Annotated in this window: 11 protein-coding genes; 3 read left to right on the plus strand and 8 right to left on the minus strand. The window is 74.8% G+C overall.

The genetic code is table 11. The annotated features are described in order from the left end of the window. Positions 1–60: 60 nt before the first annotated feature. The 5 genes from ABZ479_RS20805 to ABZ479_RS20825 all read right to left on the minus strand — a co-directional run bounded on the left by ABZ479_RS20805 (position 61) and on the right by ABZ479_RS20825 (position 8,916). A complete protein-coding gene (locus tag ABZ479_RS20805; protein ID WP_500462966.1) occupies positions 61–3,663 on the minus strand; it encodes a hydantoinase B/oxoprolinase family protein in 3,603 nt (1,200 codons plus the stop codon). A 4-nt stretch (positions 3,664–3,667) separates the two neighbouring features. Next, entirely contained in the window at positions 3,668–4,702 is a 1,035-nt protein-coding gene (locus tag ABZ479_RS20810) for an SGNH/GDSL hydrolase family protein (protein WP_500462967.1), read from the minus strand. Next, on the minus strand, positions 4,699–5,853 hold the full coding sequence (locus ABZ479_RS20815; protein WP_500462968.1) for a glycosyltransferase: 1,155 nt from the start codon (positions 5,851–5,853) through the stop codon (positions 4,699–4,701). Before ABZ479_RS20815 ends, ABZ479_RS20810 begins: the two co-directional genes overlap by 4 nt. Then, on the minus strand, positions 5,850–6,971 hold the full coding sequence (locus tag ABZ479_RS20820; RefSeq protein WP_500462969.1) for a glycosyltransferase family 4 protein: 1,122 nt from the start codon (positions 6,969–6,971) through the stop codon (positions 5,850–5,852). The genes ABZ479_RS20815 and ABZ479_RS20820 overlap by 4 nt, the downstream gene beginning before the upstream one ends. A gap of 520 nt (positions 6,972–7,491) precedes the next feature. Continuing rightward, on the minus strand, positions 7,492–8,916 hold the full coding sequence (locus ABZ479_RS20825) for a HEAT repeat domain-containing protein (RefSeq protein WP_500462970.1): 1,425 nt from the start codon (positions 8,914–8,916) through the stop codon (positions 7,492–7,494). Positions 8,917–9,263: 347 nt separating this feature from the next. Between ABZ479_RS20825 and ABZ479_RS20830 the strand changes: the two genes are divergently transcribed. Next, positions 9,264–10,751, plus strand: a complete 1,488-nt coding sequence (locus tag ABZ479_RS20830) for a PP2C family protein-serine/threonine phosphatase (RefSeq protein ID WP_500462971.1) — start codon at positions 9,264–9,266, stop codon at positions 10,749–10,751. A gap of 253 nt (positions 10,752–11,004) precedes the next feature. On the opposite strand, the gene ABZ479_RS20835 is transcribed toward ABZ479_RS20830, so the two are convergent. After that, a complete protein-coding gene (locus tag ABZ479_RS20835; protein ID WP_500462972.1) occupies positions 11,005–12,480 on the minus strand; it encodes a DNA-binding protein NsdB in 1,476 nt (491 codons plus the stop codon). A 395-nt stretch (positions 12,481–12,875) separates the two neighbouring features. Between ABZ479_RS20835 and ABZ479_RS20840 the strand changes: the two genes are divergently transcribed. Next, positions 12,876–13,970: an aminoglycoside phosphotransferase family protein gene (locus ABZ479_RS20840; RefSeq protein WP_500462973.1), complete on the plus strand. Its 1,095-nt coding sequence runs from the start codon at positions 12,876–12,878 to the stop codon at positions 13,968–13,970. A gap of 318 nt (positions 13,971–14,288) precedes the next feature. After that, on the plus strand, positions 14,289–16,298 hold the full coding sequence (locus tag ABZ479_RS20845) for an N-acetylmuramoyl-L-alanine amidase (protein ID WP_500462974.1): 2,010 nt from the start codon (positions 14,289–14,291) through the stop codon (positions 16,296–16,298). On the opposite strand, the gene ABZ479_RS20850 is transcribed toward ABZ479_RS20845, so the two are convergent. Both ABZ479_RS20850 and ABZ479_RS20855 read right to left on the minus strand, forming a co-directional pair. After that, positions 16,261–16,761 carry a hypothetical protein gene (locus ABZ479_RS20850; protein WP_500462975.1) on the minus strand — a complete coding sequence of 167 codons (501 nt, stop codon included), beginning with the start codon at positions 16,759–16,761 and terminating at the stop codon, positions 16,261–16,263. The two genes, ABZ479_RS20845 and ABZ479_RS20850, sit on opposite strands and share 38 nt — an antisense overlap. 179 nt (positions 16,762–16,940) lie before the next feature. Further along, positions 16,941–19,823: an ATP-binding protein gene (locus tag ABZ479_RS20855; RefSeq protein WP_500462976.1), complete on the minus strand. Its 2,883-nt coding sequence runs from the start codon at positions 19,821–19,823 to the stop codon at positions 16,941–16,943. Positions 19,824–19,890: the final 67 nt, after the last annotated feature.

A 19,890-nucleotide genomic window follows, 5' to 3' on the forward strand; every position in this document is an offset into this window, starting at 1 on the left:
GCGCTCCGACCGACAACGGCCCAAACGGCGCGGTCCGGGCACCACCGCGTCCGGGACCCTTCAGGTGCCGGCGGCCCCGTAGCCGCCCCCGCCGGGCGTGGCGACGACCAGGACGTCACCGGGCCCCACCTCGGCCGAGTCGACCCCGCTGAGCGGGGTGACGGTGCCGTCGGCACGCTCGATCCGGTTCTCGCCGAGCGCGCCGGGCCCGCCGCCCGCCATGCCGTACGGGGCGACCCGCCGGTGGCCGGACAACACGGCGACCGTCATGGGTTCCAGGAAGCGGATGCGGCGCACCGCGCCGCGGCCCCCGTGCCAGCGGCCCTCGCCCCCGCTGCCGTCGCGCAGGGCGAAGCCCTCGACACGGACGGGGTAGCGCCATTCCAGGATCTCGGGGTCGGTGAGCCGGGAGTTGGTCATGTGGGTCTGGACGGCGTCGGCGCCGTCGAAGCCCTCGCCCGCCCCGGCGCCGGAGGCCACCGTCTCGTAGTACTGCACCCGGTCGTTGCCGAAGGTGACGTTGTTCATCGTGCCGGAGCCCTCGGCCTGCACGCCGAGCGCCGCGTACAGGGCTCCCGTGACGGCCTGGGACGTCTCCACGTTGCCGGCGACGGTGGCCGCCGGGTACTCCGGGGCGAGCATCGACCCCTCGGGAACGCGGACGTCCAGGGGCTTGAGGCAGCCGCTGTTGAGCGGGATGTCGTCGGCGACGAGGGTGCGGAAGACGTAGAGCACGGCGGCCATGACCACGGAGCGCGGGGCGTTGAGGCTGCCTTCCTGCTGCGGCGAGGTGCCGGTGAAGTCCAGGACGGCGGCGCGTGCACCGCGGTCGACGCGGACGGCGACGCGGATGACCGCGCCGTTGTCCGTCTCGTACGCGCGGTCGCCGTCGTGGAGGCCGGCGACGATGCGCCGCACGGACTCCTCGGCGTTGTCCTGCACGTGCCGCATGTAGGCGTGCACGACGTCGAGGCCGAACTCGGCGGTCGTACGCCGCAGCTCGGAGATGCCCTTCTCGTTGGCGGCGATCTGCGCGCGCAGGTCGGCGATGTTGGTGTCCGGGTCGCGCGAGGGGTACGGGGCGTCCGCGAGCAGGGCGCGGGTCTCCTCCTCGCGCAGCCGGCCGTCGCGCACCAGGAGCCAGTTGTCGAAGAGGACGCCCTCCTCGTGCACGGTGCGGCTGAAGGCGGGCATCGAACCGGGGGTGAGCCCGCCGATCTCGGCGTGGTGGCCACGCGAGGCCACCAGGAAGAGCAGCGAGCGCCCCTCCTCGTCGAAGACGGGGGTGATCACGGTGACGTCCGGCAGATGGGTGCCGCCGTGGTAGGGGTCGTTGACGGCGTAGGCGTCGCCAGGGCGCATGGTGCCCCGGTTGCGTCGCAGCACCTCCTTGATGGACTCGCCCATGGAGCCGAGGTGGACGGGGATGTGGGGCGCGTTGGCGATGAGGTTGCCCTCGGGGTCGAACAGGGCGCAGGAGAAGTCCAGGCGTTCCTTGATGTTGACGGAGTGGGCGGTGTTCTCCAGGCGGACCCCCATCTGCTCGGCGATCGCCATGAAGAGGTTGTTGAAGACCTCCAGCATCACGGGGTCGACCTCGGTGCCGACGGCCGTCCTGCGGGGCCGTGGCCGCACCCGGGTGAGCAGGAGATGGCCGTGCTCGCCCACCGCGGCCCGCCAGCCGGGGTCGACGACGGTCGTCGCGTCGGCCTCGGCGATCACCGCGGGCCCGTCCACGGTGTCGCCCGGGCGCATCCCGTCCCTGCGGAACAGGGGGCAGTCCTGCCGCCGGCCCTCCGCGTACAGCGACACCTCGGCGGCCGGCCGCAGCGGGCCCTCGCGGGCCGGTTGCTCCACGAAGTGCCGGCCCGGCGGGCCGGCGGAGCCGACCACCTCCACCGAGACCGCCTCGACGACCAGCGGCTTGTCCATGGTGAAGGCGTAACGGGCGCGGTGCTCGGCGGTGAACGCCTCGCGCATGGCGTCGACCGTCCCCATGGGGACGGGCAGCGCCGCGTCGGTGCCCGCGTAGCGGACGTGGACGCGGGTGACGGTCCCCACGGTGGCGTCGGGGACCCCGTCCTCGCGCAACTGGGCGCGGGCGAGACCGTCGAGCCGGTCGCGGACCTCCGCCAGGGCGGGCAACCCCTCCTCGGTGAGCCCGCTCTCCACGGACTGTTCCCGCATGGCGGTGGCGTCGGCCAGGCCGATCCCGTACGCGGAGAGCACACCGGCCAGCGGCGGCACGACGACGGTGTCGACGGACAGGGCGTCGGCGACCGCGCAGGCGTGCTGCCCGCCGGCGCCGCCGAAGCTGGTGAGGGCGTAGCGGGTGATGTCGTGGCCGCGCTGCACGGAGATCTTCTTGACGGCGTTGGCCATGTTCAGGACGGCGATCTCCAGGAAGCCCGCGGCGACCTCCTCCGGGGTGCGGCGGTCGCCTGTCGCGGCGGTGGCCTCGTCGGCGAGCCGCGCGAAGCCGTCGCGTACGGCCTCGGTGTCCAGTGGCAGGTCGCCGTCCGGGCCGAAGACGGGCGGGAAGTGCGCCGCCTGGACGCGGCCGAGCATCACGTTGGCGTCGGTGACGGTCAGCGGGCCGCCGCGGCGGTAGCAGGCGGGTCCGGGGTCGGCGCCGGCGGAGTCGGGGCCGACGCGGTAGCGCTGCCCGTCGAAGTGGAGGACGGAGCCGCCGCCCGCCGCGACCGTGTGGATGTTCATCATGGGCGCGCGCATCCGTACGCCCGCCACCTGGGTGCCGAGGACGCGTTCCAGCTCGCCCGCCCAGTGGGAGACGTCGGTGGACGTGCCGCCCATGTCGAAGCCGACGACGCGGTCGAACCCGGCCTGCCGGGAGGTGCGGACCATGCCGACCACTCCCCCGGCGGGACCGGAGAGCACGGCGTCCTTGCCCCGGAAGTGGCCGGCCTCGCGGAGCCCGCCGTTGGACTGCATGAACATCAGGCGGACGCCCCGCAGTTCGGCGGCCACCTCGTCCACGTAGCGGCGCAGGATCGGCGACAGGTAGGCGTCGACCACGGTGGTGTCGCCGCGCGGGACCAGCTTGATCAGCGGGCTCACCTCGTGGGAGCAGCTGACCTGGTCGAATCCGGCCTCGCGCGCCGCCCGCGCGACGGCCTGCTCGTGAGCGGGATGGCGGTAGCCGTGCAGCAGCACCACGGCGACGCTCTTGAGGCCGTCCCGGCGTGCCCCGCGCAGGGCCGCGCCGGTGGCGGCCGCGTCGAGGGGACGGACGACGTCACCGTGCGCGTCGATGCGTTCGGGCACCTCGACGACGCGCTCGTAGAGCGCCTCGGGAAGCACGATCTCGCGGTCGAAGAGCCGGGGCCGGTTCTGGTACGCGATGCGCAGCGCGTCCCGGAAGCCCTCGGTGACGAGCAGGACGGTCGGCTCGCCCCTGCGCTCCAGGAGGGCGTTGGTGGCGACCGTGGTGCCCATCTTGACGGCGGAGATCCGGTCGGCGGGCACGGGTTCGCCGGGCTCGAGGCCCAGCATGCGCCGGATGCCCTCGACGGGGGCGTCCCGGTAGCGGCCGGGGTCGTGGGAGAGCAGCTTGCACGTCTGCAGGCCGCCGTCGGGCCGTCTGGCGACGACGTCGGTGAAGGTGCCGCCCCGGTCGATCCAGAACTCCCAGCGTCCGGTCACGCCCTCATTGTCCCAGGGACGTCCCTCCCAGGCGGGCCAGCGCACCGGCCGTGGCGTCGCGGGAGCGCAGGTCCAGCAGGCCGTCGGTGCCGGCCAGCCGGTGCCGGGTCTCCCGCCCGGCGAGCCGCAGCAGGTCGGGCAGCAGATCGGTGCAGCGGTCGGCGACCCAGCGGGTGCCCTTGGTCGCCATCCACCAGACGCTCGCCGCGGCCCCGGGGCCTGGGCCGCCGGGGGTCGTGGACGGCGGTTCGCCGTCCGACAGGCCGCGCGCCGCCAGGAGGTCGTGGAACTCCCGGGCCAGCAGCCGGTGGCCGAGTTCGCTGGGGTGCAGCCGGTCCGCGCTCCAGGAGGCGCGGTCGGCCACCCACGGGTGGCGGGCGGCGTGCAGGTGCACGGCTCCGTGGCGTTCGGACAGGACGTGCACGACCTGGTTCAGCGCGGCCATCCGGCGGCCCAGCGGGCGGGCGAGCGGCCACGGCAGGCCCAGCATGCGGCCGGGGTCCGGCAGGCAGGCGGTGAGCACCTCGGTGCCGTGGGCGCGCAATTGGGCCAGCACGGTGTCCAGGCGGTGGGCGACGGTCTCGATGTCGAAGCTGCCGCGGAGCGTGTCATTGGCACCGATCACCACGGAGGCCAGGTGCGGCCGGTGGTCCAGGGCGCGGGGCAGCTGCTCCTCGACGACGTCCTTGGTGAGGGCGCCGCTGCGGGAGCAGTTGAGCAGGCGCACCGCCGAGGGTTCGGCGGACAGCCCCTGCGCCAGGAGCGGCACCCAGCCGCGCCATCCGCCGGCGACGGGGTCGCCGAGGCCCTCGGTGAGCGAGTCGCCGAGGGCGGCGAAACGTATCTCCTTGATGCCGGCGAACACACCGCCCGCCTCGGTGGAGGCAGGCGTCCGGGCGGCGGCCTGGGGCGGGACGGTGACCTGGGCGTGAGCGGCGACCGTGGGGGGCACGGTGGCCGCGGCCTCGGTCCCGGTGGGCGGAAGGAGCGCGGGTCTGGGACGTCCGGGGACGGTGGGCGTCTCCGTGCCCGTCGTCATGGCGTGACCTCCGGGGCGGTGAGCCGGGGTGCGGCGTCGTGGGCGGCGAGGAAGGCGCTGACCGCGGTCGGCCAGCCGTAGCGCTCGGCCTGGGCGCGGGCGATGGCCCGGCGCATCGACTCGGGACGGGACAGCAGATGGCCGACGGCGTCGGCGAAGGCGGGACCGTCGTCGGTGGCGGCGGCACCGGCGGGGCCCAGGATGTCGGGCAGCGCCGACAGCGCACTGGCGACGACCGGGGTGCCGCAGGCGAGGGCCTCGAGGGCGGACAGGCCGAACGTCTCCACCGGGCCCGGGGCCAGGACCACGTCGGCGGTGGCCTGGAGCGCGGACAGGGCGCGGCGGGTGGGAACGTGCCCGAGGAAGGTGACCGGCAGCCGGGACTCCCGGGCCCGCGCCTCCAGACGGGCGCGCATCGGCCCGTCCCCGGCGACGACGAGGACGGCGTCGACACCCTGGTGACGCATGTGGGCGAGCGCCTCCAGGGCGCGTCCCGGCCGCTTCTCGGGCGACAGGCGGGAGCACATCACCAGCAGCACCTCGGCGTTGCCGGCGTACCGGGCGCGCAACTCCGGGTCGTGGTGCGCCGGGTGGCACGCCTCGAGGTCGACGCCGAGCGGCGCCCGCACGACGTTGCGGGCCCCGATCCGCTCGAACTCCGCGGCCGCCCAGGCGGTGGTGCAGACGATGCGCGAGTACACGTGCGCGCTGCGGCGGTTGAGCCGGTCGGCGGCACCCTGGGCGAGGCCGCTCGGCAGGCCCCAGGTACGCAGCACCCCGTCGACGCTCTCGTGGGACACCATGACGGACGGCACCCTGCGGCGGCGCGCCCATTCCCCGGTCCAGCGCAGCGTCGTACGGTCGGAGACCTCCAGCCGGTCCGGGCGGAGGCCGTCCAGCACCGCCTCCAGCCGGGCCCTGCCGGTCAGCACGCGGTAGCCCCCGGTGCCCGCGACCAGGGGGCCGGGGAGCGTGATGACACGGCCCTGGGAGGTGGTCTCGTCCTTGGCGGCGGGACCCGGGACGACCAGGACCGGGTCGTGGCCGGCCGCGAGGTAGCCCTCGCCGAGGTGGCGCAGCGCGGTGCGCAGGCCCCCTGAGGTGGGCGTGACGAAGTTCGCCAGCCTGACGATGCGCAGCCGTCCGGTCATGCCGCCACCGCCGTACGGGCCTCGATCACCTGCGCGTAGTGCTCCAGGAGCAGGTCGCCGACGGCCTCCCAGGTACGTGCGGCCACGTCGGCGCGCCCCTCGGCGCCGAATTGGTCACGCATGGCGGGAGCGCTCGCCAGCAGGCGTACGGCGCCGGTGACGGCGTCCAGGTCGCCGGGCGGCACGAGCAGCCCGGTGCGGCCGTGGTCGACGAGGTCGAGCGGACCGCCGGCGGCGGGGGCGACCACGGGCAGCCCGCTGGCCATCGCCTCCTGGACGGTCTGGCAGAACGTCTCGAACGGCCCGGTGTGGACGAACACGTCCAGGGAGGCGTAGATCCGCGCCAGGTCGTGCCCGGTGCGGCGGCCCAGGAACACCGCGCCCGGCAGCGCCTCGTGCAGCCCCGGGGCGCTCGGGCCGTCGCCGACGACGACCACCTTGACCCCTTGCAGGCGGCAGACGCCGGCCAGCAGCTCCACGTGCTTCTCCGGGGCCAGACGTCCGATGTAGCCGACCAGGACCTCGCCGTTCGGGGCGAGTTCACGACGCAGCGTCTCGTCGCGGTGCGCCGGGTCGAAGCGCGAGGAGTCCACGCCGCGCGGCCACAGGTGCACCCGCGGGACGCCGTGCTCCTCCAGGTCGCGCAGGGACGCGCTGGAGGGCGCGAGCGTGCGGTCGGCGGCCGTGTGCACGGCGCGGATACGGCGCCACGCGGTGCTCTCGCCGCGGCTCAGGTAGGTACGGGCGTAGCCCGCCAGGTCGGTCTGGTAGACCGCGACCGCGGGGATGTGCTGCCGGGTGGCAGCGGCCATGCCGCGCACGCCGAGGATGAACGGGCTGGCCAGGTGGACGAGTTCGGCGCGGTGCGCGGCGATCGCCGCCGCGGTCCTGCGGCCGGGCAGCGCCACCCGGACCTGCGGGTAGCCGGGCAGGGGCAGCGACGGCACGCGCACGACGGGGCACGGCTCGTCGCCCGGGGTGGACTCGTGCGGGCCGGCGGGCGCGATCACCAGCGGCTCATGGCCCCTGCGGACCAGGTGCTCGGCCGTGCGCAGCGCGCAGTGGGCCACTCCGTTGACGTCGGGTGGGAAGGATTCTGTGACGATGGCTACTCGCATACGGACGTTGTCGGCTCCCCGGGCGTTGTCCGGGTCACGTGGATCTTTCACCTTGGGGAACGTGCCGTGAGCGTTGGCCCCGGATCGGGCCTTCCGGCCGCCGCGGCGCCCCTGGGCCTCCTCCGGACGCCGCGTCCGGCGATGTCCGGCGCCGCTCGCCGGTCCGGGCGGAAGTTCGGCGACGGGCACGGGGCAGGCGGTCGGGTCGGCGCGCGGGAGGCCGCCGCCGAGTCCCTCGGAACGGGCCGCGCGGTGCGGGGAGGGCGCCGTGGTCCTCGTCCTCGGGTACCGCCCCCGGGGCGCGCGGTGCGGGGGGTGAACCGCCGGGTGGCACGGTCTGCCCGTCGCCGGCGTGGCGGAACCGGCGGAGGTCGGGCTCGGGCCCAGCAGCGGCAGGTCGCACCCGTCCGTCCGGTCCGGTCCCGGTATGTGCCGTCCTCCCACTCCCTGTTGCGGCCACGGGGAGACGGTGCGCGCGGGCGCCGACAGCCGGGGCCGGGACAGGGGCTGTGACCCGGACCTACCGCGCGGGGTCGCCGGAGCTGAGGCGGCCGCGGACGGCGGTCTGGACCTCGGCCTCCTCGGCGGGATCCGCGGCCAGGCTGCGCAGCCTCGCCAGGACCCGGACGTCCGAGGTCGTGGCGGTGCGGGCGGCGAGTTCGCGGGTGGTCTCCTCGCAGTCCCACAGGCACTCGACGGCGAGTCCGGCGCCGAAGCAGGGATCGGTACGGCCGAGGGCGTGGGCGGCGACGCCGCGCACCTGTGAGGAACTGGTCTCGCGGTAGACGTGGCGCAGCACGGGCGCGGCGCACTCGATGGAGAGCCGTCCTGCCCCCTCGACGAGGGTGGCCAGGCCCTCCGCGTCGGCGCCCTCGCGCTGGACGAGTCGGCGCAGCGCGCCGAGGACGCGGTCCGCGTCCTGTTCGCCGCCGCGACAGGCGAGCATGCGGGCGGCGGCCGCGCCGAGCACGTCGTCGCGGTGCGTCCAGGCGCGGGCCCGGGTGAGGGCGGCGACGCTGCGCATCCGTTCGAAGGACTCGACGGCGGCACGGGAGACGAGTTCCGACGCGCTGAGGGCGGCGGCCTCGATGAGGTCGAGGGCCTCGCGGTCCTGGCGGTCGGAGAGGTGGCGCAGGGCGGCCGCGCGGGCGGCCTCGGGACCGCCGCGGGCCGCCTGGACGAGTTCCTCGCGGTCCTCGGGACCGGCGACGGCGGCCAGGCAGCGGGCAGCCGGGGCGTCACGGTATTGCGCCGGGAAAGCGGCCAGGCCCTCCTGGGCCCATTCGAGCACGGCGCGCACGCTCCAGCCCGGGGTGGGCCCGGCGGGCCGCATCTGCCGCTGCCACCGGTCGAAGGCGGTCTGCTCCGACGCCTTGCGCACACGTTCGGAGACGGCGGGGTCGGGATCCTCCGCCCACAACCGCCAGGGGCGTGGCTCGTACGCCTCACGGAGCGCGGCGGCGAGCTGGGCGTCACCCTCCGTGGTCAGCGGGAAGCGGGCGAGCACGGCCGGGCCGAGCGCACGCAGCGCGTCGTCGTCGTCACGCACGGCGAGCTCGTCCAGGGCCCACTCCCAGTTGCCGCCGGTGGCGGCGTAGCGGCGCAGCAGCAGGACGGCGTCCCGGCGGCCGTAGCCGGCGAGGTGGCCGAGGACGGACAGGGCCAGGCCGCAGCGGTGCTCGTCGGGGCTGACGATGTCGTCGGGGTGGAAGAGGTGCTGTTCGATCCCGTCGAGCGGGCCCTCGAGCTCCGAGTAGAGGCGCGCGTAATAAAGGGAGCGGGACTCCACGCGCCAGTCGTGACGGGGGTCGCGCAGGACGCACTGCTCCAGCGCGGCGAGCGCGTCGGCTCGCTGCGCCGCGAGGGCGTGCAGGGTCCCGTCTCCGCGTCCTCTCTGGAGGAGGCCGAGAAGGGTACCGCTGGGCGCTATGTCGGGGTCGAACATGAGGTCAGCATCCGGTGCGGGGGGTTGGTTGGCAACGGGATTTCCCGTTACCGGCTGCGAGGTATCTTCGCAGATCGTCCCGGGTTCAAACCCTTTGCACAGCACCCGGGCGGCCCGTGAGCGCGCTCACGGGCGGAGTCCCGCAGCTTACCCGGACCGAGGCATTCCGCCGAGTCCCCCGAGCGTGCGGGCACCGCAGGCTTCTGGCATATGCCGTCAGCACCACCGGATCGGGTATTGCAGAAACCCTTACGGGCCATCACTCCTTGTGCAAGAGTCGTGACTGGCCCATCCGTACGGCCCCGTTGAGGCCGGCGCCCGGTTCGGAGACATGTTCGGAGAGCGTCATGCCGCCCCATTTGCATGAGGATCGCGCCACCGCGAAGCCTGAGCCCGGCACCGTGGACGCGCTCATCTCCCAGACCCGCCAGCTGCGCGGCAAGGTCGACGCCGTCCGCCGCGACGCCGCGGCCGAGGACGAGGAGGACCCGCAGCTGCGCTGGCAGCGCGCGCTGTGCGACCTGGCCGTCCACCAGCTCGACGACCTGGGCGCGCACCTCGGGCAGCTGCGGGACGGGCTCCCCGTCCTCGGCGACCGCGCGGCGGACGCCGGGCCCGCGGCCGTCGCCTGGACGGCGCCCCGGGCCCCGGAGGCCCCCGTCCCCGCGCCGGTCCCCGGCGCCGTGCAGGCCCTGGGTCGGGCCGGCAGCGCGGAGTGGAACCTGGTCACGGACGGTGTCCAGTGGTCGGAGGAGCTCTACCGCATCTTCGGGCGCACCCGCGAGGACGGGCCGCTGACCCTGGACGAACTGCCCTCCTGGCTCTTCGCCGAGGACCAGCAGACCCTCACCGCGGCCGTCACCGGCTGCCTGGTGGACGCCCGGCCGATCGACTGCGAGTTCCGCATCGTCCGGCCGGACGGTGCCGTGCGCACGGTGCACATGGTGGGCGAGCCGGTGCTGGACGCCGCGGGCGCCACCTCCTCGATGTGGGCGGTGCTCCGGGACGTCAGCGAACTGCGCCGCAGCCAGCGGACGCTGCGCGAGACCCGTGACTCGTTGCAGCGCGAGCGGCAGATCGCGCAGACCGAGCGCCGGCTGGCGGTCGAGCTGCAGGAAGCCGTGCTGCCGCCGTGGCGCGGTTCCCTGCGGTTCCCGCAGGACGGCGGCCCCACCACGGTCGACCTCGCCGCCCACTACCTCCCCTCCTCGACCGGCGCCCTGGTAGGCGGCGACTGGTACGACGCCCTGCAACTGCCCGACGGCTCGGCCCTGCTCACCGTGGGCGACCTGACGGGGCACGGGGTCTCCGCCACCTCCGGCATGGCCATGCTGCTCGGCGCGCTGCGCGGGATGGCGATGACGGGGCTGGCCCCGGCACCGCTGCTCGGCGGGCTCAACCGGTTGCTGGACAGCTCGGCCCAGCCGGCGCTGGGCAGCGCCCTGTGCTGCCGCTACCGCCCGGAGGACCGCTCCCTGGTGTGGGCGCAGGCCGGGCACCCCGCCCCGCTGCTGTTCCGCGACGGGACGGGGCGGCTGCTCGAGGCGCCCGAGGGGGTCCTGCTGGGAGCCACCTCCGGCGCCCGGTACGGCCAGGCCGCCGAGGTGTTGCACCCCGGCGACCTGCTGGTGCTGCACACCGACGGCCTGCTGCCGCGCCGCACCGGTTCCGCGACGGCCTCGGACACGGCCGCCGCGGTCCGGCACCTGCTGGAGCTCGGCCCGAGGTTCGCCCGGGCCCGTACCCCTCAGGAGTGCGTGCGCATCGTGGTGGAGGAATTCGGCGCCCCCGAGCGCGAGGACGACGCCTGCGTGCTCGTGGCCAGGTTCCACTGAGCGCCTGACCCCGTCGACCGCCGCGCGACGACCGCACCGCACCGGGGTGCGGCGCCGGCGGTCGACGTATCGGCATGTCGATGTGTCGATACGAGGAGGACATCCGGGAGAGCCGGCTCGTTCGGCGTCGAGTCGGCTGGTCCCGCTCGGCTTCCGCTCGGCGATGTCCGCTTCGTGAGTGCGTCCGCGACGTCCGCGTCATGCGCCCTTCCGCGCCGTGCGCGCCCTCCACGTGCCCCGTAGGGGGCTCCGCTCAGATCGCGGGTCCCCTGCGCTTCGGGCCGCTGGGCAGCGTGGTCTCGATCTCCTCGCGCAGGTCCTGGATCCTGGTGAAGTCGGAGTAGCGGGCCGTCAGCCGGTACATCTCGCGCAGCCGGTCCCAGGTACGCAGCGACGAGTTCTGCCTTATGGTCAGCAGCGCCAGTCGTGCGTAGCGGTCCGCCTGCTCCGGGTCGTCGGCGATGAAGCAGGCCGAGGCCAGCGAGATGTAGTCGAAGATGTTGGACCGGTCCCGGCCCTTGCCGCGCAGTTCCAGCGCCTGCTTGGCGTGCTGCTGGGCCGTCCGCGCGGCCAGCGGCTCGTACTCGGCGAGGGTGCGGTACGCGAGCGCCTGCATGCCGTGCAGGTCGGCCTCGTCGAACATCTGCATCCAGCTCGGCGGGGGGACGTCCCCGCGGTCGGTGGCGAAGAGGTCCTCGGCCTTGCCCAGCGTGCGGCGCATCGCCTGGCCGTGCCCCATGGAGGCCTGTGCCCAGGCCTCGATGGTGCAGAGCATGGCGCGGGTGCGCGGCAGGGTCTCCTGCCCGGAGCCGGACTGCGCCAGCTTCATGAGGTCCAGGGCGTCGTCCGGCCGGCCCAGGTGGACCATCTGCCGGGCGGCGCGGGAGAGCGCCTCGCCGGCCCTGGGCCGGTCGCCGCCCTCGCGCGCCGCGTGCGCAGCGATGACGAAGTACTTCTGCGCGGTGGGCTCCAGGCCCACGTCGTGGGACATCCATCCCGCCAGGACGGCGAGGTTGGCCGCCACGCCCCAGAGCCTTCGCTTGAGGTGCGGGGGGTGGTGGTAGGCGAGCATGCCGCCCACCTCGTTGAGCTGCCCGACGACCGCCTTGCGCTGCAGCCCGCCGCCGCGGGACGCGTCCCAGGCGCGGAAGACCTCGACCGAGCGCTCGAGCGCCTCGATCTCCTGGGAGCCGACCGGGGCCGCCTCGTATCGGTCGTAGGAGGCGGCGTCGGCGGCGAAGGGGTCGTGGGTGGTGGGGGCGTCGGCCGCGAGCGCCGGATCGGTGTGCAGCCAGTCGTACATGGCGCTGCTGATTGCGGAACCCGCGGCAAGCGCGGCTCCCGCGCCCACCAGACCGCGTCGGTTGAGCATGAGGTCCATTCCCGTGAATTCGGTGAGGACCGCGGCTGTTCGCTCCGGTGGCCAGGGCAGTCCGTCGGCGCTGACGGACTGCTTCCTTCCCGTACGCCGATGCCGGCCGAACCCGAGATCCTCGATGGTTACGACACGGCCGAGACGCTCGGTGAACAGGGCCGCCAGCACGGTGGGCACGGGTTCGCGGGGAGATTCACCGGTGTCGATCCAGCGGCGCACGCGCGAGGTGTCCGTCGCCAGCTGCGGGTGGCCCATGGCCGCCGCCTGCCGGTTGACGAGTCGCGCGAGCTCTCCCTTGGACCATCCGGTGAGTGCGAACAGGTCCGCTAGCCGTGTGTTGGCTTCCTTGTCCATCCAAGCCCCCAGGTTCCTCGGCACTGTTGACACTAACGGCCGGTCAGCGCCGCCGCGAGCATTCGCCATGGTTCGCCAGGGTGCGCCAGATGGTCTGCCACCCGCACGCGGTGGTCAAGTAAGAACGCGCCACCCGGCCCGGCACTCGCCGGCTCGTGAACGGTCGCATATGAGCAACTTTCGAAAAACGCCGATCAGCGTTGAACAACTCGAGAGGCATGTGCGTACTGGTACGCGAGGGGCGTACGGCGCGTGGACAGTTCGGACCGCCGGCCCGGACCCGCATTCCCCAGGGTGCGGGACCGGACGCCGACTCCGGCTCCGGATCCGTCCACGCGCCGGCCCCGCCACCTCGTCAAGAGCTCGTTGGCACACGAAGGGATCTGTCTCCCCATATGTATTCAGCATCGTCCTCCGTGTCCGCACCGCCCCGGCCGACCCAGATCCCGGGGTTCTCCGGGACCGGGACCGCCATACGTCCTCGCCCGGTGCTGCCCGCTCCGCGCAGGGGCGCGCCGGGGACCTCCCACCCGCTCAGCGGGAGGCTCGACTTGACCGGTCCGCAAGGCGCGCAGCTGCGTTCGGCCATCGCCTCGGTGCAGCGCATCTGTCCCGAGTTCACGCCCGTCCAGATGCTGCGCCGCAGCGGCCGCTCGGTGCTGCTGGTCGGCACCTCGGGCCGTGCCCCCGCGGTCGCCAAGTGCCTGCTGGACCACTCCCCCGCCTGGGTGGAGCGGTACCGGCACGAGATCGCCGCGTACCGGGCGTTCGTGCGGCACCGGCCGCCGGTCAGGGCGCCGCGGCTGATCGCCGCCGACCCCGAGAGCTGCACGCTCGTCCTGGAGCGGATGCCCGGACGGGTCGCGGCCCTGCAGCGGCACCCGTCGGAGGCCCCGCCCCGGGCGGACGTGCGGATGGCGCTCAGCGCGATCTCCCGGGTCAACATGTGGCGTCCGCCGGCCGGGGTCTTCGACGCGCCCGTCGACTACGCGGCACGGCTGTCCCGTTACCACGAGCTGGGCCTGCTCACCGACCGCGACATGGGCGACCTGCAGAAGCTGCTGCACGGACTGGCGCACGCGCAGGGCCAGTTCAACCACGGCGACGCCCTGCTCTCCAACATCCTGCTCTCCCCGGCCGGCCCGGTGCTGGTCGACTGGGAGCACGCCGGCTGGTACCTGCCCGGTTACGACCTGGCGGTGCTCTGGATGATCCTGGGCGACGACCCGGTCACCCGGCGGCAGATCAGCCAGATGGCACAGGCCGCGGGCCCGATCGCGCGGGACGCCTTCCTGGTCAACCTGATGCTGGTGGTCACCCGCGAGATCCGCACCTACGAGACGGCCGTGCAGCGCACGATGCGCAGCACCGTCCCGGCGGGTCCGGGCGCGGCCGAGGCCGGCGAGGAGCAGCGGCTGCTGCTGCGCCGGTTGCACGACGACGCGGGCCTCGCCCGGCGGGCCGTCAGGGCCGCCGTCGGAACGAGGTGATCCTCCGGCCGGTTGCCGGAGGCAGGAGGAGGAACCGGTGCGTGGTGGACGACGGAGCACCGCGGTCGCGGACCCGGGGGCCAGGGGAGAGTCCTCCGGTGCCGTCGCGGTGCCGCCCGGACGGCCGCAGGGCCGGGGCGGCACCGCCGGTGGTCCGGTCCTCTGACGCACCGCAGGCCACGGCGCCCGTGCGGGGAAAGTTCCCGCACGGGCGCTGACGTGCGTAAACGGCGCTCCGTACGCACAGTTGACGGGACGTCGGACAAGGGATACCTCTGTGGTGCCGAACGGCCCCGTGCGTCACCACAGGAGGCTGCAGTGCGAGGATCCCCCCACAACGCGAGACGCCCGCGCAAGGTCGTCACCGCCGCGACGGTCAGCGTGGCCGTCGGCGCCCTGCTCTCCGCGCTGTCGCCGCTCCCCGCGGCCGGCGCGGCCCCGGAGGAGCGGGACAGGACGCTCCGGCAGGCCTTCGAGGACGCCGCCGAGCGCCAACACGTGCCGCAGAGCGTGCTGATGGGCGTGGCCTACCTGGAATCGCGCTGGGACACCCACCGCGGGCTGCCCAGCGTCACCGGCGGATACGGCCCCATGCACCTCACGGACGCCCGGACGGCGCTCAGCGACTTCCCTCGAAGGGGTGATGGTGGTGACGACCCGCGCGGCGACGTAGGACGTCCCCTCACCGACGTCGGACTGCCCGCCGCGGACACCCGTGCGCTGCCCCCGACGCTCAGCACACTGGACCGCGCCGCCGGGCTGACCGGGCTGAGCGCCGAGGCGCTGCGGGAGGACCCGGCGGCCAACGTCGAGGGCGGCGCGGCGCTGCTGGCCCAGGCCCAGAAGTCGCTGGGCGCGCCGCTGAGTTCCGACCCCGCGCGCTGGTACGGCGCGGTCGCCCGCTACTCGGGCGCCGACGACGCCGCCACGGCCGCGGTCTTCGCCGACGACGTCTTCCAGGTGATCCGGGACGGCGCCACGCGCACCACGGAGGACGGGGAGACCGTCGTCCTGGCCGCGCACCCCGGTCTCACGCCGGACACCGGCCGGCTCCGCTCCCTGGGCCTGCGCACCGTCGCCGCGGACCGGACGGAGTGCCCGCGCACGATCGCCTGCGAGTGGGTCCCGGCTCCGTACGAGGAGTACGGCACGGGCGACTACGGCAACCACGACCTCGCCGACCGTCCGCACGACCAGAAGATCGACTACATCGTGGTGCACGACACCGAGGCCACCTGGGACACCACCCTCCAACTGGTGCGGAAGCCGGACTACCTGGCGTGGCACTACTCGATCCGCTCCTCCGACGGCCACGTCGCGCAGCACGTGCGGACCAAGGACGTCGGCTGGCACGCGGGCAACTGGTACGTCAACGCCAAGTCGGTCGGCATCGAGCACGAGGGCTTCCTCACCGATCCGGGCACCTGGTACACGGAGGCGATGTACCGGGCGTCGGCCCGCCTGGTCCGCTACCTGGCGCTGCGCTACGGCGTCCCGCTGGACCGGCAGCACGTCCTGGGCCACGACGACGTCCCGGGGCCGACCCCCGCGAACATCCCGGGGATGCACACCGACCCGGGCCCGTACTGGGACTGGGCGCACTACTTCCAGCTGCTGGGGGCGCCCTTCCGGCAGACCGCCGGGCCGGGCAGCGCGCTGCTGACGATCGCCCCGGACCACGTCTCCAACCGGCCCGTCTACACGGGGTGCACGACCGCCGGCGACACCTGCCCCTCCCGCGGTTCCACGGCCGTACGGCTGTACACCGAGCCGCGCGAGGACGCCCCGCTCGTCAGGGACGCCGGCCTGCACGGGGAGGCCCCCTCGACGACCGGGGTGAACGACACCGGGGCCCGCGCCTCGACCGGCCAGCAGTTCGCCGTGGCCGGACGGCGGGGGGACTGGACGGCGATCTGGTACCTCGGCGCGAAGGCCTGGTTCCACGACCCCCGGGGGCACCGGACCGCCCTGCCCGCCACGGGCCTGCTGGCCACGCCCAAGGAGGGCCGCGCGGAGGTCCCGGTCTACGGGCGCGCCTACCCGGAGGCGTCGGCCTACCCGGCGGGCGTCCCGGTGCAGCCGGAGTCCCCGCTGCCGTACCGGCTGCTCGCGGGGCAGAGCTACGCCGTGGGCCAGGCCACGCGCGGCGAGTACTACCGGGCGGTCACCTTCGACGCGTCGCAGCACGTGGTGGTGCGGGGTGAGCAGCTCTACTACGAGATCCAGTTCGGCCACCGGGTGGCCTGGGTCAAGGCCGCGGACGTCGACCTGCGGCCCTCCTGGGCCCCGGTCAGCCCTGCTGGAACATCTCCGCGGGGAGGGGCTTGAGCAACTGGTAGAGGTCGTCGGTGATCGGGCGGTCCCAGGTCGCGATGGTGACCAGGACGCCGTCGCTGCGGTCGAACTGCGTGCAGGCGATGCGCCCCTCGGACAGCTTCACCTTGCGCACGATCAGCAGGTTGTCACCGTGCATGACCGGGGTGTCCTCGCTGCCGACGACCTCCACCGGCTCGTCGTTGCCGAGGGCCAGCAGCAGCTGCGCGACCTCGAAGGGGACCTCGCCCTCTTCGAGGTCGCGGGCGGGCGAGCCCTCGGGGAGGTTGCCGATCAGCATGGCGGGACCGCGGCCGCCGAAGAGGTCGTAGCGCAGGAAGATGCCCTGGCAGCTGCCGTCCTCACCGGGCAGCAGCCCGGCGCCGAGTTCGCCCGGCCAGTCGCCCGGGTCCATGGCCAGGACGTCGAATTCCGGCCCTGTGGGCGTTGCGGCGTTGCGGCGGCGGAGGAACGACATGCGCCCATCGTACGGTCCCCGGACGGCCCGCGTGCCCGGGGTCGGCCGCCCGGCCCCGTCGCCGAAGTCTCGCCCGCCCCGCGGCGCTCGCCGCGCCACCGGAGCGGTCGAGTGGCCTGGCAGGAGGACACCCGGGCGCCTCGCGGCGGTGGCGGGTGAGCCGCTCGGACGGGAGGGCCTCAGGGCGCCAGGGCCCTGGCGAGGCCCGCCCGGTCGGTGCCGATCTTGCGGTAGACGGCGGAGAGCAACCGGGTGACGCCCTCGACGTCGGTGTCCAGACCCACGGCGATCTGCTCGTCGTCCTCGCCGCGCGCGGCCCGTGAGGCGGCCGCCCGTTCCTGGGCGGTGAGGGCGTCGGTCTCGGTCGTGCGGAGCCTTCGGGGGCGCAGTCCGGCGGCGGCGAGTTCGTCGCGGGCACGTTCGGCGAGTGTGTCGGCGCCGCATTGGACGGCGGTCTCCAGGCCCCGGTAGAGCTGCTCGGCCGCCTCCTGGAGCCGGGCCTCGCGGCGCAGGGCGGCGCCGTGGTCGACCAGGGCCCGGGCCAGCTCGTAACCGGCGGGCGAGCGCTCCAGGTGCGCGACGGCCTCGTGCAGCAGCTTGAGCCGGTCGGGCTCCTCGGCCACCTCGGCGGAGACCCGCAGCGCCTGGCCGATCGCGGACGCCGTGCCGTACTGGCGGGCGCGCTCGACGGCGTCGGCCGCGGTGGCACGGGCCCGCTGCGGGGTCTCCCGGACCTCGGCGAGGGCGAGGTGGAGCTGCCACGGGGACCATGCGGGGTTGCGCATGCCCCGGGGGTCGAGCCGCCGGCCGCACGCCTCGAGCTGGGCGATGGCCTCGTTGACCAGGCCCCGGGCGAGCAGCAGCTCGCCGTAGACCGTCTGGGCGTCCGGGAAGGTGACGGCCGCCGGGAACGGCTCGCAGAAGTCGTACTCCTCGGCGAGGGCCGCGGCCTCGCGGACCCGGCCGCGGGCGAGCAGGATCTCGACGAGGATCGCCACCGTGTACCAGACGACGGGGGTGCCGCGGCCGACACGGTCGGCGAGGCGGAGGCCGTCGCGGGCGAAGTCCTCGGCCTCGGCGAGCCGGCCGCGGCGGTAACGGACGTAGCCGAGCAGGGAGTAGCCGAAGGCGAGGTGGGCGCCGCGCCATCCCTGGCGCTCGTAGTCGCCGATGCCGGCGGCGAAGAGCTCCTCGGCGCGGCCGGGCCGGTCGGCGTACATGTACGTCATCGCGACCAGGACCGGGACCTCGAAACCGAAGTCCTCGCTGGCCCAGGGCAGGCCGCCGACGAGGGCGCGGTCGGAGTGCCGCAACGCGGTCTCGGCGGTCTCGCCGCGGAGGGTGGCGTCCCAGGCGCGCAGGCCGATGATGTAGCGCTCGGTCAGGTCGCGTCCGGACAGCCGGTCGGCGAGGCGGGCCAGCCGGCGGGAGCGGGCCGGGGAGTCGGGTTCGTCGGAGCGGAAGGCGTCCCACATGAACTGCTCTTCCTGCATCCGCAGCCGGGCCCGCGCGTTGGTGGCGGTACGGGCGGCCTGGCCCACGGTGTCGGCGGCCTCGCCGAGCCGGTCGGAGTGGGCCAGCGCCTGGGAGAGCCGGTAGGTGATCGCGTCGCGCAGCGCCGGGTCGACGATCGGTTCCTCGAGCGCGGCGCGCAGGTGGTTGACGGTGGTGGCCGGCTCGGTGAGCAGGGAGGAGCAGCCCAGCTCGAAGAGGACGGACGCCCGGTCCTCGAACGGCGGCGGCTCGCGCAGCGCGCGGGCGAGGTAGCGGCGGGCCGCGTCGGGGGCGCCGGCCCGGGCGGTGTCCCGGGCGGCCTGGCGCAGCTGGGCGACGACCCAGGGGTCGCCCTCGGGGTGGGTCTCCAGCAGGTGGCGTGCGGCGGCGGAGGGGCCGAGCCCCGCGTCCACGACGGACCAGGCGGCCTGGCCGTGCAGGGCGACCCGGACGGCGTCGGGGATCGCCCGGTACACGGCGGTGGCGATGAGGGGGTGGACGAACTCCAGGACGTCGCTGCCGGTGAGGATGCGGGCCTTGCGCAGCCGGTCCGCGGCGTCGGCGGCCTCCTCGCCGCCCAGGCCCGCCACGCTCGCCGCGATGGCCGGCGAGATGGACGTGCCGAGGACGGCGGAGGCCCACGCCATGCGGACGGTGGAGGTGCCCAGGCGCTCCAGGCGGGCGATGAGTCCGCTGCCCTTGGCGGCGGCGGCGAGGTCGCGCAGGAGGTGCGCGCTGGTCTCGTCGGGCCGCAGCGCGCGGTCGAGGACCTTGGCGGTGAGCTCCACGGCCTCGAAGGGGTTGCCGGCGGTGACGGCCCAGGCCTCGCGGCAGAAGGCCTCGTCGGCGTGCTCGCCCACGGCGTCGCGGACGAGCCGGCCGATGGCGGCGGCGCTGAGCGGTTCCAGGCCGAGCGGGCGGGTCCCGGAGCGGTCCGGCAGCCCGCGGAACGCCTCGGCGTGGGCGGGGAGTTCGTCGGGGCGGTAGGCCACGACGACGAGCATCGGGAGTTCCTCGGCGCGGGGCGCGAAGGCGGCCAGCCAGCCCAGGGACTCGGGGTCGGCCCAGTGGGCGTCGTCGAGCACGAGGACCACGGGGGCGCGGCGGACGGCGATGTGGGTCAGGACCCAGTCGAGCCCGTCCGCGAGGCCCTGCGGGTCGGGGGGCGCGCCCTCGCCGTCGGTGCACAGCCCCAGGGCGGGGCCGACGATGCCGTACCAGCTGCCGAGGGTGGAGCGGAGCACCTCGTCGCCGGCTCCGGCGAGCTGGGGCTGGAGCAGCTGGCGGGCCACGTGGAAGGCGACGCCCTGCTCCTGGTCGCCGCCGCGGGCGTACAGGACGGTGCAGCCGAGGGCGGAGGCCCGGCGCCGGGTCTCCGCGAGCAGGGTGGTCTTGCCGAGGCCCGCGGGGGCCGCGAAGGCGAGGACGCCACCGCGCCGGGTGCCGCTGCGGGGGTGGTCCCCCTGGGTCCGTATGCCCGTGAGTTCCGCCAGCGCCTCGTCGACGGCCACGAGTTCGGCCTCGCGTTCGAGGAGCGGTCGCCGGGACTTCGGTGTGCGCCGCGCCATAGTGCACCCCCTGCCCCTGATCCGGCGCGCGCCGGGGGCGCACCGGTGATGCCCGGACGCCTGTCCG

This window comes from Streptomyces sp. NPDC005722 (genome assembly GCF_040630935.1).
GTDB lineage: Bacteria > Actinomycetota > Actinomycetes > Streptomycetales > Streptomycetaceae > Actinacidiphila.